Annotated in this window: 14 protein-coding genes; 7 read left to right on the top strand and 7 right to left on the bottom strand. The window is 57.6% G+C overall.

The features are described from left to right. Positions 1-226: 226 nt before the first annotated feature. Positions 227-1,207 carry an NADPH:quinone oxidoreductase family protein gene (locus FGO67_RS07515; RefSeq protein ID WP_203300134.1) on the bottom strand — a complete coding sequence of 327 codons (981 nt, stop codon included), beginning with the start codon at positions 1,205-1,207 and terminating at the stop codon, positions 227-229. 146 nt (positions 1,208-1,353) lie between these two features. Next, positions 1,354-1,926, bottom strand: a complete 573-nt coding sequence (locus FGO67_RS07510; protein ID WP_203300133.1) for a BLUF domain-containing protein — start codon at positions 1,924-1,926, stop codon at positions 1,354-1,356. 179 nt (positions 1,927-2,105) lie between these two features. Between FGO67_RS07510 and FGO67_RS07505 the strand changes: the two genes are divergently transcribed. The 5 genes from FGO67_RS07505 (at position 2,106) to FGO67_RS07485 (ending at position 6,796) form a co-directional block, all read left to right on the top strand. Further along, entirely contained in the window at positions 2,106-2,723 is a 618-nt protein-coding gene (locus FGO67_RS07505; protein ID WP_203300132.1) for a TRIC cation channel family protein, read from the top strand. 153 nt (positions 2,724-2,876) lie between these two features. Next, a complete protein-coding gene (locus tag FGO67_RS07500) occupies positions 2,877-4,175 on the top strand; it encodes an NCS2 family permease (protein ID WP_203300131.1) in 1,299 nt (432 codons plus the stop codon). 30 nt (positions 4,176-4,205) lie between these two features. Further along, a complete protein-coding gene (locus FGO67_RS07495; RefSeq protein ID WP_203300130.1) occupies positions 4,206-4,748 on the top strand; it encodes an adenine phosphoribosyltransferase in 543 nt (180 codons plus the stop codon). 24 nt (positions 4,749-4,772) lie between these two features. Then, positions 4,773-5,435 (top strand): fumarylacetoacetate hydrolase family protein, encoded by a 663-nt coding sequence (locus FGO67_RS07490; RefSeq protein ID WP_203300129.1) that lies wholly within the window; start codon positions 4,773-4,775, stop codon positions 5,433-5,435. A gap of 47 nt (positions 5,436-5,482) precedes the next feature. Then, on the top strand, positions 5,483-6,796 hold the full coding sequence (locus FGO67_RS07485; protein WP_203300128.1) for an ABC1 kinase family protein: 1,314 nt from the start codon (positions 5,483-5,485) through the stop codon (positions 6,794-6,796). Positions 6,797-6,824: 28 nt separating this feature from the next. On the opposite strand, the gene FGO67_RS07480 is transcribed toward FGO67_RS07485, so the two are convergent. Both FGO67_RS07480 and FGO67_RS07475 read right to left on the bottom strand, forming a co-directional pair. Beyond that, positions 6,825-7,502, bottom strand: a complete 678-nt coding sequence (locus FGO67_RS07480; RefSeq protein WP_203300127.1) for an SIR2 family NAD-dependent protein deacylase — start codon at positions 7,500-7,502, stop codon at positions 6,825-6,827. Beyond that, the gene (locus FGO67_RS07475) at positions 7,502-8,905 is read right to left on the bottom strand and encodes an FAD-binding oxidoreductase (protein WP_203300126.1); all 1,404 of its coding nucleotides are present in this window, start codon (positions 8,903-8,905) and stop codon (positions 7,502-7,504) included. The genes FGO67_RS07480 and FGO67_RS07475 overlap by 1 nt, the downstream gene beginning before the upstream one ends. 192 nt (positions 8,906-9,097) lie before the next feature. Between FGO67_RS07475 and serA the strand changes: the two genes are divergently transcribed. Further along, positions 9,098-10,327, top strand: a complete 1,230-nt coding sequence (gene serA / locus FGO67_RS07470; RefSeq protein ID WP_203300125.1) for a phosphoglycerate dehydrogenase — start codon at positions 9,098-9,100, stop codon at positions 10,325-10,327. Positions 10,328-10,392: 65 nt separating this feature from the next. On the opposite strand, the gene FGO67_RS07465 is transcribed toward serA, so the two are convergent. Continuing rightward, the gene (locus tag FGO67_RS07465; RefSeq protein ID WP_203300124.1) at positions 10,393-11,667 is read right to left on the bottom strand and encodes a S8 family serine peptidase; all 1,275 of its coding nucleotides are present in this window, start codon (positions 11,665-11,667) and stop codon (positions 10,393-10,395) included. Positions 11,668-11,907: 240 nt separating this feature from the next. On the opposite strand from FGO67_RS07465, the gene FGO67_RS07460 reads away from it, so the two are divergent. Further along, on the top strand, positions 11,908-12,189 hold the full coding sequence (locus tag FGO67_RS07460) for a hypothetical protein (RefSeq protein ID WP_203300123.1): 282 nt from the start codon (positions 11,908-11,910) through the stop codon (positions 12,187-12,189). A 128-nt stretch (positions 12,190-12,317) separates the two neighbouring features. Here FGO67_RS07460 and FGO67_RS07455 read toward each other — a convergent pair whose 3' ends face one another. Together FGO67_RS07455 and FGO67_RS07450 are read right to left on the bottom strand one after the other, a co-directional pair. Next, positions 12,318-12,974 (bottom strand): YiaD family glycine zipper/OmpA-like lipoprotein, encoded by a 657-nt coding sequence (locus tag FGO67_RS07455; protein ID WP_203300122.1) that lies wholly within the window; start codon positions 12,972-12,974, stop codon positions 12,318-12,320. A gap of 22 nt (positions 12,975-12,996) precedes the next feature. Further along, the gene (locus FGO67_RS07450; RefSeq protein ID WP_203300121.1) at positions 12,997-14,025 is read right to left on the bottom strand and encodes an alpha/beta fold hydrolase; all 1,029 of its coding nucleotides are present in this window, start codon (positions 14,023-14,025) and stop codon (positions 12,997-12,999) included. Positions 14,026-14,041: the final 16 nt, after the last annotated feature.

Below are 14,041 nucleotides of genomic sequence, written 5' to 3'. Positions count from 1 at the left end.
TCTATGAATTCTTGGCTAGATCCATCAAGTTGCTCATGCCCGAGACCAATATGACTATCTCCGTGTATTCCGAAGGGTATAGAGGGAAGCTTCTCCCAAAAGTGTCGAAGGCCAAGGATGGCCGTAGACAAGCGCACATGGACGTGCTCGTAGCGGTTTTTGGGAGAAGCTTGCCTCTATACCCCGCACCCAACCCCACAGGCTAGGTGCGGAGACAGATCCAAAATCAGGAGCCGACCTTAAGCACCACCTTCCCAGTAGCGCGACGCTCAGTCAGAGCACCCAGAGCCTTGGCGTAGTCTTCAAACTCAAACACTTCGCTGATCTTCGGATCGATCTTTCCCTCAGAGTAGAGCTTCATCAGCTCCATCATGTTCTGGGCACTGGCCTCGGGCTCGCGCTGGGTGAAGCTGCCCCAGAACACACCAACCACGGAGCAGCCTTTCAGAAGAGTTAGGTTGGCCGGGACCTTGGGAATGTCGCCGGCGGCGAAACCAATGATCAGGTGGCGGCCATTCCAGGCCATGGCGCGCAGGGCCTGCTCGGTGAAATCACCGCCGACCGGATCGTAGATGACATCCACGCCCTTGCCCTTAGTCAGGTTCTTCACCGCTTCCTTCAGGGGCTCTTCGCTGTAGTTGATCAGCTCATCGGCACCGGCTTCCTTGGCGATGGCCAGCTTTTCCGCGGAGCTTGCCGCCGCGATGACTCGGGCACCCATGGCTTTGCCCAGTTCCACTGTGGCAAGACCAACGCCGCCACTGGCTCCCAGCACCAACAGGCTTTCGCCGGGCTGCAGATTAGCGCGCTGCTTAAGGGCGTAGTAAGACGTGCCGTAGACCATGGTGAAGGCTGCGGCTTTCTCATCGGACATACCTTCCGGCACCGGCAGCAGGTTCTGTTCAGGAACAATGACTTCCTCGGCAAAAGCACCATAACCGGTCAGCCCCGCCACGCGGTCGCCCGGCTTGAAGCGTGTGACCTTCTCGCCCACCTCAATCACTTCACCGGCCATCTCGCCACCCGGGGAAAACGGCAGGTTCGGCTTCAGCTGGTACTTGTTCTCGATGATCAGGGTATCCGGGAAGTTGAGGCCAGCGGCTTTGACCCGTACTTTTACGCCGCGCCCCTTCACCTCCGGGCTTGCGACCTCTTCGATAACCAGCGTGTCGGCCGGGCCGTACTCCTTGCAAAGGATGGCTTTCATGGAAACTCCTGTAGTGACATTGTTATTGGGCTCAAAGCAGACCAAGGATCTGCCTGAATTCAAGTACCCGTCAAGCTAAACAGTGTCACCCCATGAAGCAAATAAAGCTTCCTAATCCATTTTTATAAGTGGGGCTTATCCGGCCTTCAGAGCATAGAACCTGCGTACAGCAATGCACCGAACAAGCCCAGAGCCGCCATGATCAGCCCCGTGCGCAGTCCGGTCGAGAATACCTGCGGGTGATCGGGCTGTCTGCTGCTACTCGCCTCATCGTGATTCACCAACTTTTGATCCGCACTGGAATTGCGGATCAGGTCGATCATTTCCTCACACTGCTCTGAAGTGAATTTGGCGGGATCAAACCTGGTAAGACCATGATTTTCAAGAAACCGTCGGACATCTCTGGACAGCGGTACGTACTTCATCGACCAGCTGGAAAACGTGGATGCCTCCAGTGGCTCCTCGATGAGCGTCACGATATTGCGGTGCCGATCATCCTTTTGGATTCTCCTGTAGAGCTCCTGAACGTCCGCTTCTTCACCCTCCAAATACTGGAAAAATCGGTTATCGCCATAGTAAAGCCCACCAACCAATTGGCGCTTGGCATTGTTCTGGCGAGACGTCATTAGAATCCTCGCGACGTGGGGTTCAATACCCTTTTCAACGGGGTTGTGCTCAAAGGTCGCTTCACTGGCATAGGCTAAACGCAGAAAAGGCATTTCCAAGGCTCCAAAATGGGATAGTTGTAATTAGCATACAACTACGCTCGTTAGGCCGTATCCGGATCAAAACCTAACGCACTGTTGACGACAGCACGATGATCTACTGATGATTTTCAGCTATTCTTCGCGCAGCCAGACCACGCCCACTGAGGCAATTCGACCAGTCAGGTTTTTTTGTGTTCGATATTATCTATCTGCTTGAAATGACCGGAATCATTGCCTTTGCCATCTCAGGCATGTTGGTGGCGCGGGTGAAAAATATGGACCCGGTAGGCGTCTTTACTATCGGCTTTATCACGGCAATGGGCGGCGGCACCCTGCGCGACCTGATCCTGGACAACCACCCGGTGTATTGGATTCAGCACCAGGAACTGCCGATGTTGATTCTGGTTTTGGCCATCGTGTTCAGTTACTGGCAGCGCGCCGGACGGCTTCCGACATCGAAGATCGTGCTGCCGGATGCTATCGGGCTGGGCGTGTTCTCCATCCTCGGTGCCCAGCTGGCGCTGGACCTCGGGCACTCGTGGTTCATCGCTTCGCTGCTTGGTGTGATGACCGGCACCTTTGGCGGCGCATTGCGTGACACCCTGTGCAACGAAGTGCCGTCCATTTTCCGCAAAGACCAGATCTACGCGTCGATATCCTTCGCAGGCTGCTGGGTCTACTTCCTGTGTCAGTGGTGGCTGGAAAACGAAGCCCTGGCGTTGACGATAGGCCTGTTTTTTATCGTCATCGTCCGAATGGCGGCTGTGCGCTTCGATATTCGCCTGCAACGGGATTCAACCCAGGGCTAATTCGCCGGCTCATCTTTAGCACACTGTCAATCATCCCTTGGCCTGAAAGCCTTCAGCCGGTAAGATTGTCGTTTTTTCGCGCAATCCGCGTTTCCCGTTCGAAACCGATTCCCAACTCCTAACTTTTGGCATCCTGAGAGGCAGACTCCCGTCATGCTTGAACGACTGTTCCAACTCCAGGCCCACGGCACCACTGTTCGTAAAGAACTGGTTGCGGGCGTAACCACCTTCCTGACCATGGCCTACATCATTGTGGTCAACCCCAGCATCCTGTCGTCGACCGGCATGGATTTTGGTGCCGTGTTTGTCGCCACCTGCCTGGCGGCCACCATTGGAACCCTGATCATGGGCCTCTGGGCCAACTACCCCATCGCCCTGGCTCCCGGCATGGGACTAAACGCCTTCTTCTCGTTCACCGTGGTCGGCAGCATGGGTTACAGCTGGCAGGTGGCGCTTGGTGCGGTCTTCCTGTCTGGTGTTATCTTCTTTCTGCTCAGCATCTTCAAGGTCCGTGAGTGGATCATCAACAGCATTCCGATGTCCCTGCGTTTCGGCATTTCCGCCGGTATCGGCTTCTTCCTGGCGCTGATCGCCCTGAAAAACGCCGGCATCGTGGTGGATAACCCCGCCACACTGGTCGGCCTGGGTGATATCAAGGTTGCCGAAAGCCTGTTGTTCTTCGGTGGCTTCGTGCTGATCTGTGCACTGTCGTTCCGACGTGTTACCGGTGCCGTTATGATCGGCATCATTGCCATCACCGGTATTTCCATGATGCTTGGTATGGTTGAGTACAACGGGCTTGTTTCTGCCCCGCCGAGCCTGGCACCGACATTCATGCAGCTGGACATAGCCGGCGCCCTGAACGTTGGCATGATCAGCATTGTCTTCGCGTTTCTGTTTGTTGATTTGTTCGACACCTCGGGCACGCTGATCGGTGCCGCCCAGCGCGGCGGCCTCCTGGACAAGGACGGCAAATTGCCACGCCTGGGGCGCGCCCTGATGTCCGATTCGGTCGCCACCATGTCCGGCGCCGCCATGGGCACCTCCACCACCACCAGCTACATTGAATCCACGGCCGGCATCTCCGCCGGTGGCCGCACCGGCCTGACTGCCGTGGTCGTCGCTGCCCTGTTCCTGGCGTGCCTGCTGTTGTCACCCATTGCCAGCATCATCCCTGCCTACGCCACCGCTCCGGCATTGATGTATGTAGCCGTGCTGATGACCGGCGGCCTGAAGCTGGTGGACTGGGACGACATCACCGACGCCGCTCCGGCAGTGGTGACGGCACTGATGATGCCGCTGACCTTCTCCATCGCAAACGGCATCGCTATGGGTTTCATCACCTATGCCATCGTAAAAGCCCTGAGTGGCCGCTGGTCTGACCTGAACGCCAGCGTTGTTACCATTGCCGTGGTCTTCGTCCTGAAATTCATCTTCCTGGATGCGGCATAAGCCGCATCCTGAATAATCACCGGATCTGTCATGGATTATTTCTCTGAAAGCATCAAGAAGGCGATTCGCACCGTGCCGGACTGGCCCAAGCCCGGCGTAGCGTTTCGCGACATCACCACGGTCCTGCAGGACAAGACCGCGTTTCGTAAGCTGATTGATGCCTTTGTCCATCGCTATCACGGCCATGAAATCGATGCCGTGGCTGCTGTCGATGCCCGCGGTTTTATCATTGGTTCGGCCCTGGCCTACGAGCTGAACGCTTCCCTGGTCCTGGTGCGGAAGAAGGGCAAACTGCCGTTCGACACCCTGGTCGAGGACTACGAGCTTGAATACGGCAACGCCTCCGTTGAGCTGCACAAAGACGCCTTCAAACCCGGCGACAAGGTGGTCCTGGTCGACGACCTGATCGCCACCGGCGGCACCATGCTGGCCGCCACCCGCCTGATTCGCCGAATTGGCGCGGAAATCGTGGAAGTAGCGGCGATGATTGACCTGCCCGATCTCGGCGGTTCCCGAAAGCTGCAGGAAGATGGGCTCCGGGTTTATACTGTCTGCTCGTTCGACGGAGAATAAACAGACAGCGCACGGGAGGCGGTTATGCAGGACTATCAACATCACTGGAAAGACGGCACACCCGTGCACTTGCCTCTGGGCAAGATTGTCTGCATCGGCCGCAACTACGCGGAACACGCCCGGGAGCTGAACAATCCGGTTCCGGATGAGCCGCTGCTGTTTATCAAACCCTCAACAGCAGCGGTGCACATCACCCGCCCGTTGGCGGTTCCCCACGACCGTGGCGAGGTTCATTATGAGGCCGAACTGGCCGTTCTGATTGGCCGCCCACTGACCAACGCCTCCGCCAGCGAAGCGGAAAGTGCCATTCTTGGTTACGGCATGGCGCTGGATCTGACACTGCGGGATATCCAGAGCAAGCTGAAAGAGAAAGGCCAACCCTGGGAACGGGCTAAATCCTTTGACGGCGCCTGCCCGCTCTCCCCCTTCGTCGCTGCCGACAAGCTGCATAAAGACCATATCCAGTTCACCCTGGATATCGACGGCGAGCGTCGCCAGACCGGCGACAGCCGCGAAATGCTCAACCCCATCGTGCCTTTGATTGCCCACATCAGCAGCCAGTTCAGCCTGATGCCGGGTGACATCGTACTGACCGGAACCCCCAAGGGCGTCGGCCCGCTCCAAATCGGCCAAACCCTGTCTCTCGAACTGGAAGACCTGCTGTTCGTCGAAACCAAAGTGGTTTAACGTTTGGCGTGAGCAAACTTATCTCCGGTTGAGGACGTACAACCTGCATGGCAAAAAAACCGGTAACTTCCCGTAGTGGTCGATTTCTGAAACTCGCAGGCATGACGGCTTCCGTGGCTGGTCAATACGCCGGTCAGCGGGCACGTCGCATATTCCGGAGCGAGAATGACGATGGCGCCCAGAGTGAAAGCTACACCCGTATGGCCGGGCAGATAGCCGACACGCTGGGCGAGCTCAAGGGCGCGGTCATGAAAGTTGGCCAGATCGCCTCACAAACCCAGGACTTTCTGCCCAAGGAATTCTCTGACGCCCTGCAAACCCTGCAAAAAGAAGCACCGCCGATGCCGTTCCCGGTGATCGTCGAGCAGATCGAAACCGAATTGGGCAAGTCCATTGCCGAGCTGTTCGAGTACCTGCAGGAGAAACCCTACGCTGCCGCGTCCATCGGCCAGGTCCACCGCGCCCGCCTTCACGACGGCACCGACGTCATTGTCAAAGTGCAGTACCCCGGCGTGGACGATTCCTGCGATTCCGACCTTAAGCAACTGCGCCTGGCACTAAAACTGGGCGGCCTGCTGAAAATGCCCAAGGAAGCCGTCGACCAGCTCTTTGGCGAGATTCGGGAGCGGCTTAAGGAAGAGTTGGATTACGTCAACGAAGCCGACAACCTGCGGCTGTTCCGGAAATTCCACGAGAAGGACGACTGGATCATCATCCCCGGCGTGATCGACAGCCACTCCACCCGCCGGGTCCTAACTTTGGAACTGGTGGAGGGCGATCACGTCAGCGAAGTGACACCTGCACGCTACGACCAGGACACCATCAACCTGATTGGCCACCGCATCTTCACCACCATGGCCGACCAGCTGTTTCGCTTCCAGTGCATCCACGGTGACCCCCACGCCGGCAATTTTGCCTACCGACCGGACGGCTCGATTATTCTCTACGACTTCGGCTGCGTGAAGAAGCTGAAGCCTGAAATCATCAAATCCTACCGCCAGGCCTTAGTAGCCGCACTGCAGGAAGACTATCAGGCCCTGGATCGCCATCTGATTGACCTGGGTGCACGGGTGGAAAGCCAGCCAGCGGTGGACGAGGCCTATTACGCCATGTGGCGGGACATCCTCATTGTCCCATTCGATCAGGAAGAACCTTACGACTTCGCGGAAGCGGACGTGCACCAGCGTGTAGCCGCCAAGACCAGCACGGTGTTCAAATACCTGGAGTATTTCAAACCGCCAGTGGAGAGTATCTTCATTGACCGCATGATTGCCGGGCATTACTGGATGCTGAAGCGGCTGGGTGTGCAGGCGGCGTTCCGGTCCGAGCTGGAAAAGTACCTGGAGACCTCGCTCGACTGAGCAGGCTCAGCCCCATCCTCGGGTAAATTCAGCTTAGGCCGGCAACCCAGTCGGCCACGCCTTCGCAGGCGCCCTTCTGAATAAAGCGGGCCCGGGACACGGACGGAGGTTCGGCCGGGTCCACAACCGTGACAGGAACTCCCGGCTCCACTTCATAAACCAGGCCTGCTGCCGGATAGACCTGTAGCGAGGTGCCGACGATCAGCAGATGATCGGCGGTACGAACCATCTCGGCCGCAGCATCCAGCATCGGCACTTCTTCACCGAACCAGACAATGTGGGGCCGCAGCTGGGCGCCGCGCTCGCAGGTTTCACCCGGCTGGATGTCCCGGTAGCCGATGTCGTAAACCAGCTCCGGGTGCTGGGAGCTGCGGGCTTTGGTGAGTTCGCCGTGGAGGTGAATGACATTGCTTGAGCCACCCCGCTCGTGCAGATCATCAACGTTCTGGGTGACGATGGTTACCCGGTATCGTGACTCCAGTTCCGCCAGCAACCGGTGGGCCTGGTTGGGCTGGGCAGATTCAAGCTGGCGCCGGCGGTCGTTGTAGAACCGCAGCACCAGCTCCTGGTTACGGGCAAATGCCTCCGGCGTCGCCACATCGTAGACACTGTGCTCTTCCCACAAGCCCCCGTTATCCCGGAAAGTGGAGAGGCCGCTTTCGGCGCTGATGCCAGCACCGGTCAGTACCACGACGTGATCACGCATCAGTCGAAGATCTTGCCAGGATTGATAACCCCATTGGGATCAAACACCTGCTTGATGGCCTTCATGTAGGCAATTTCGGCCTCGCTTCGGGTGTAATGCAGATACGGCTTCTTGGTCATGCCCACGCCATGCTCGGCGGAGACACTGCCCTCATAACGCTGAACAATCTCAAACACCCACTTATTGACCTGCTGGCACTTCTCGAAGAAGTCCTCGTTGGCCATGTCCTCGGGTTTGAGGATGTTCAGGTGCAGGTTGCCGTCGCCAATGTGGCCGAACCAGATGATTTCAAAATCCGGGTAATGCTGGGTGACGACCTCGTCGATTTCGGTCAGGAAGCCCGGCACCTTGGACACCACCACGGAGATATCATTTTTATAGGGCGTACGCGGCGCGATAGACTCGGAGATCCGCTCCCGCAGCTGCCACAGGTTCTGGGCCTGGGTTTCGCTCTGACTGATAACGCCATCCAGCACCCAGCCCTGCTCCACGCATTGCTCGAACAGGGCCATGGCATCGTCCATGACCTGGTCGGAAACGGCCTCGAACTCCAGCAGTGCGTAGTACGGCGCCTCGGTCTCGAACGGCGCCTGCACCTGGCCATGGCCCAGCACATGCTGCATGGCCTGGTGCGAGAAGAATTCGTAAGCGGTCAGGTCGATCTGCTTCTGGAAGGTCTGCAGCACGTCCATGGTGTTGGTGAGGTCGTTGAGGCCCAGCACCAGCACGGTCAGGTTATCTGGCTGCCGAGTCAGCTTCATGGTGGCTTCGGTAATAAAGCCAAGCGTGCCCTCCGCGCCAATGAACAGGTGACGAAGATCGTAACCGGTGTTGTTCTTTTCCAGATCCTTGTTCAGTTCCAGGATATCGCCCTTGCCGGTCACCACTTTCAGCCCGGCCACCCAGTCGCGGCTCATGCCGTAGCGGATCACCTTGATACCACCGGCGTTGGTGGACAGGTTGCCACCCAGCTGGCTGGAGCCTGCCGAGGCGAAGTCCACCGGATAATACAAACCATTCTCTTCGGCCAGATTCTGCAGCTGTTCGGTGACCACGCCGGCCTGGCAGTGCACGGTGCGATCGCTGGCGTTGAATTCCAGGACCTGGTTCATGTTGTCGAATGCCACAACCACTTCGCCATTGGCCGCCACTGCACCGGCGCTCAGACCTGTACGACCACCCGAAGGCACCAGTGCCACCTGGTTCTCATTGGCAAACCGCACCAGCGCCTGCACCTGTTCGGTGGTTTTTGGCAACACAATGGCGGTGGGCTTGGGCGGGTAGATCTTGGTCCAATCCTTACCATAGGCCTGAAGATCGTCAGGATCGGTCAGCACCTTGCCGGCATTGTCACCGGTGGCAATCAACTCTTTCAGGGAGGCGATGATTTTTTCGGAATTCATGGATAGGTCAGTCTCGTCGAGGTTGGTCCGGGGACCGGTAACCCTGCGGTTACCAAGGCCTTTTATTCAGGCAATCCGGCGCGCTGTGAAATTCTGCGTTTATGGTATCATACCGCCCCTGTTCTGTGAGCCAGCCCTGACGATCACTGGCCACAGGTCATTTCACGTGACGAAAGGTTCGGAAGCAAGCCCATGTCAAATACGTCTCTCGAAAAGAGCAAAATCCGGATCCTGCTGCTGGAAGGCGTGCATCAATCTGCGATTGATACCCTGAATGCCGCAGGCTACACCAACATCGAATATCTGACTCACTCGCTGTCCGAGGAAGACCTGATTGAGAAGATTGCCGATGCGCACTTCGTTGGGATTCGTTCGCGCACCCAACTGACTGAGAAAGTATTTGACGCTGCCAATAAGCTGGTAGCAGTGGGATGTTTCTGTATCGGTACCAACCAGGTGAACCTGCAGGCAGCGACCCGCCGCGGCATCGCGGTGTTTAACGCACCCTTCTCCAACACCCGTAGTGTTGCCGAGCTGGTTCTTGCCCAAGCGATTCTGCTGCTGCGTGGCGTACCTGAGAAGAACGCCAAGGCGCACCGCGGTGAATGGCTGAAATCCGCCAAGGACAGCTACGAGATTCGCGGCAAGAAGCTGGGCATCATCGGCTACGGCAACATCGGCACCCAGTTCAGCGTGCTGGCCGAGGGCCTGGGCATGGACGTCTATTTCTACGACGTCGTTTCCAAGCTGTCGATTGGTAATGCCACCCAGGTAGGCACCCTGCAGGAATTGTTGAACATTGCCGATGTAGTGAGCCTGCACGTTCCGGAAACCCCGGCCACCAAGTACATGTTCAAGGCTGAGCAGTTCGCGCAGATGAAGCCGGGCTCCATCCTGATGAACGCGTCCCGCGGCACCGTGGTCGACATCGACGCCTGCGCCGATGCCCTCAAGAGCGGCAAGCTCCTGGGTGCGGCCATCGACGTATTCCCGGTTGAGCCCAAATCCAACGACGAAGAGTTTGTGTCACCGCTGCGCGAGTTCGATAACGTGATCCTGACTCCACACGTAGGCGGTTCCACCATTGAGGCACAGGAAAACATCGGCCGCGAAGTGGCCGAGAAGCTGGCCATGTACAGCGACAACGGCACCTCGGTATCTTCAGTCAACTTCCCGGAAGTTGCGCTGCCGTCACACCCGAACCAGCACCGCCTGCTGCACATTCACGAGAACGTGCCCGGCGTGATGTCCGAGATCAACCAGGTGTTCTCCGAGAACGGCATCAACGTGTGCGGCCAGTACCTGCAAACCAAGGAAGACATTGGTTACGTGGTTGTCGACGTGGACAAGGCCTACGGTGAGCTGGCGCTGGAGAAGTTGCTCCAGGTGAAGGGCACTATCCGCTGCCGCGTACTGTTCTAACGCAAGCACCGATGAACGGGTAGTAAAAACCGGGGCCGAGACCCCGGTTTTTTTGGGCCTGCAGTTTACTGTTGAACGCGCAACAGCAGGTTTGGAGAACCGGCCTTGATACCCGACAGCACGTTGGGCGTGGTTTGCTGCACCAGTGCTTCGTGCACTGCTGCCGGGGTTAGCTGGCCATCCGCGGCCAGCAGAAGAGCGGCGTTACCGGCAACATGAGGCGACGCCATCGACGTGCCACTGATGGTATTGGTCTGGTTGTCACTCTGATACCAGGCTGCTGTGATGTTGGAGCCCGGAGCGAACAGATCCAGGCAGCTGCCATGGTTGGAAAACGAGGAGCGTTCGTCATTGCGAGTGGTGCTGCCCACCGTGACCGCCTCAGCAACCCGGTTCGGCGAGCCGCTGCAGGCGTCTGCATCATCGTTACCGGCGGCAACCACAAAGGTCACGCCTTCCTCGATGGCACCACGCACGGCGTTGTCCAGCGCCGTCGAATTACCACCACCCAGGGACATGTTGGCAACGGCTGGGGCTTCATGGTTTTCAGCGACCCAGTCCACGCCGGCAATCACGTCCGAGTTACTGCCGGCGCCGGCACAGTTCAGCACCCGGATTGGGGCGATGGCAGCGCCCTTGGCAATACCATACTCGGTGCCCACAGCAGTACTGGATACGTGGGTGCCGTGGCCATTACAGTCAGACGTATCTTCCGGATCGCTGGCCTCACCGCCCAGCAAACCAAACAGGGGTAACCCCAGGCCACCGGCACCGGCGAAATTTCGGCCTTCGCTCACGCGTCCGGTAAATTCAGTGTGCGAGTCTCTCAGACCGGTATCAATCACATACACGGTTACGCCGTTGCCTGCATTGGCAGGGTAAGCGTAGCGATCATTCAGCGGCAGGAACGCCTGGTCCACGCGATCCAGTCCCCAGGTGGCGTCCTGCTGGGTTTCGGAGGCCAGAACCACACGGTCCGGCTCCACCGCCTGCACGCCCGGCATAGACGTCAGCAAAGCGGCCTGGCTTTCAGACAACGCAACGGCGGCGCCGGTCATGGCGGTATTGTATAGGTGCAGCAGTTCTCCGCCACCGGTTGCAGTCAGCAATTGCTGGACGGCGGTTTCGAGGCTGGAGGTATTGAGCAGTGTCGGCAACGCCGGGTCCAGGGTCAGGATGAAACGCCCAGGAATCACGTCGCCAGCGGAGGCTGCAGCACCGGGAACTTCAGTTTGGCCGAGGAGCGGTTCGGCCAGATCAAACAGTGGCCCACCATGGGCAAGGGGCGCGGCGGCAAGCGTGATTGCGAGCGGGGCGGCAATCCATAAAGTCTTGTTCACGAAAAAACTCCTTACTCGTTGATTCTTGTCATTAGAGTTACCAGTGCGCGTTTTGCACGCGACTGCGCGCCCACGTTGGCACCCCACGTTATGAAAATCACGGGAATAGCCTTAATTTAGTTCCACATTTCAATAATTTAATCAGCTGTCCATGGAATCGCCCTTGAGAATTGGCAGCCTCCCACCATGTAATAGTCAGGCGCCGAAAGCGCCTGAATGTTCATCGAAAAGGAGTCGTGTATGTCTTTGAAGGAATCACTGCAGCACAAACTGGAAACCCAGACCGATCACTGGAGCAAACAGGTTGAGAGCCTGCGGGCACAAGCTGAAGAGAAGATGGCCAAAGCCAAAGATGAACAGTCCGAGGCAGAAGTTCAGCGGGAGTTCTCGGAGAAAATCCAAGCCCTTGAAGCCCAGATCGACACTGCCAAGGACAAGCTGAGTGAAGTGAAGGATTCCAGTGCTGACCAACTGGACAGCCTGAAGCAGCGTATCGACGACTGGCTGCCTGGTAAGAACTGATGCCGCCGGCACTCAGGTTTTAGCGAAAAGCATTAAAAAAGGCTTCGGTTAGATACCGAAGCCTTTTTTGTGTCATCGAATCGGCCAGCGCCCAATTACGGGACGATCACTGGCCGATTACTGCCTGTTTACTGCATCGGCACCAGCGTCAGCTCAACCCGGCGGTTCTGCTCACGCCCGGCGGCACTGTCGTTGGAGGCCAGCGGGTAGCGCTCACCATAACCCACGGCGCGGGTACGCTTTGGTGCAATGTTCTGATTCAACAGAAAATCGCGAACGGAGCTGGCGCGCTGCTCGCTCAGCAACTGATTGTAGCTCTGGGAACCGGAGCTGTCGGTATGGCCTTCAATCTGGATGATGGTCTTGTCGAACTCTTTCAGAACCAGAGCAACGGAATCCAGCGTATCGGTGAACGACGGCTTGATGGACGACTGGTTGAGATCAAAGGTGATGTTGCCCGGCATGATCAGTTCAATCTGGTCACCGTTACGGACAACGCGCACACCGGAACCTTCCAGTTTCCGGCGCAGCTGTGCTTCCTGCTTATCCATGTAGTAACCGATACCACCGCCGATGGCCGCACCACCGGCAGCACCGATCAGCGCGCCCTTACCACGGTCGCTTTTGCTGGAGGTCGCTGCGCCAACGGCCGCACCGCCCAGAGCTCCAATAATACTACCCTTGGTGGCACTGGAGGTCTTTTCTTCACCGGTGTACGGATCGTAAGTCATGCAACCGCCAAGTCCTACGGTTGCCACCGCGAAAGCAAGAATCGTTTTTTTCACAACTATCTCCTGTGTTCTCTCATTAGCGGCCAGCTGCGGTTTTTCCTTCAGTCTGCGCCGACGGGTTCGAAAATGTGTCAATGATGGTATTGAATACGGTCGCTTGCAGATCCTGGGCTTCATTCACCAGGTGATGGCGTCCGTCCGGGATTCTCAGCTCCTCAACCGACGAGAATTTGTTGCGGATAATCCGCAGATTGTGCTCCCAATCCACCGTCAGATCCTTCTCTCCCTGCACCACGGTTACTGGAAAATCCACTGGCCGCGCAGATTCAATATGGGGCACCCAGCTGCGCAAAGCGCCCACCCAGTCTACATGCACCGCCCGCGCCTGCAGTGGATCGTGCTCACGCAGGAACCGCAGGAACCGGGAGTTTCCGCTGTTCGCGGAAAAGGCCCTCCGCCAGCGCGTGATGAAAGGCTTCATCAGGCTGTGCAGCACCTTCGCTCCCAACCACCCCATCGGTCGTACCAGAGGCGCCAGCAACACCACCTTCCGGAAGGCAGACGTTTGCTGACTATGACCATTGGACAGCAGGTAATCGATAAGGATCGCACCACCGGTACTCTGCCCCACCGCAAACCAGGGTTGGCGGACTTTCGTCTGCACATGTGCCATCACATCCGACAACACACCCTGGTACTCGATGAAGCTGCCAATGGCGGCCGGCGTCCCGCTGGACAAACCATGGCCCGGCTGATCGTACGCCAGCACGTCAAATCCAGCACCCAGGCACCGATCGATGAGCTGGCTGTACAACCCGACATGATCGAAATAACCATGCAGGATGAAGACCGTACCCCGCGGGGTAAACGACTCAGGCAGCCGGTAATAATGCACCATAACCTGATGACGTCCCGCCTCTACATAGCCCTGATGGTAAACCACCTCGGGGTGCTCGACCCACAGGTCCAGGCCGTAAAAGCGGCAGTAGGCGACCATCTGGTCGCTTAACTCCCTCGGAGTCGCAGGGTCAAAAGCCTCCAGCCGATCTAACAGCGAATGCCTGTCCCAATCCGGAATTTCTATGGTATCTGTTTTCCAGTACACGTAGAGTTAAACGCCT

It is taken from the genome of Marinobacter sediminum (assembly GCF_016820575.1).
GTDB classification, from domain to species: domain Bacteria; phylum Pseudomonadota; class Gammaproteobacteria; order Pseudomonadales; family Oleiphilaceae; genus Marinobacter; species Marinobacter sediminum.
Note: the sequence above shows the minus strand (reverse complement) of the source record. Positions and strands in the feature narration are given on the sequence as shown.

Coding starts and splice junctions, on each gene's coding strand:
- FGO67_RS07510 (WP_203300133.1), bottom strand. CDS start 1,926: ATGCCTTTTCTGCGTTTAGCCTATGCCAGTGAAGCGACCTTTGAGCAC.
- serA (WP_203300125.1), top strand. CDS start 9,098: ATGTCAAATACGTCTCTCGAAAAGAGCAAAATCCGGATCCTGCTGCTG.
- FGO67_RS07485 (WP_203300128.1), top strand. CDS start 5,483: ATGGCAAAAAAACCGGTAACTTCCCGTAGTGGTCGATTTCTGAAACTC.
- FGO67_RS07495 (WP_203300130.1), top strand. CDS start 4,206: ATGGATTATTTCTCTGAAAGCATCAAGAAGGCGATTCGCACCGTGCCG.
- FGO67_RS07490 (WP_203300129.1), top strand. CDS start 4,773: ATGCAGGACTATCAACATCACTGGAAAGACGGCACACCCGTGCACTTG.
- FGO67_RS07500 (WP_203300131.1), top strand. CDS start 2,877: ATGCTTGAACGACTGTTCCAACTCCAGGCCCACGGCACCACTGTTCGT.
- FGO67_RS07480 (WP_203300127.1), bottom strand. CDS start 7,502: ATGCGTGATCACGTCGTGGTACTGACCGGTGCTGGCATCAGCGCCGAA.
- FGO67_RS07475 (WP_203300126.1), bottom strand. CDS start 8,905: ATGAATTCCGAAAAAATCATCGCCTCCCTGAAAGAGTTGATTGCCACC.
- FGO67_RS07515 (WP_203300134.1), bottom strand. CDS start 1,207: ATGAAAGCCATCCTTTGCAAGGAGTACGGCCCGGCCGACACGCTGGTT.
- FGO67_RS07460 (WP_203300123.1), top strand. CDS start 11,908: ATGTCTTTGAAGGAATCACTGCAGCACAAACTGGAAACCCAGACCGAT.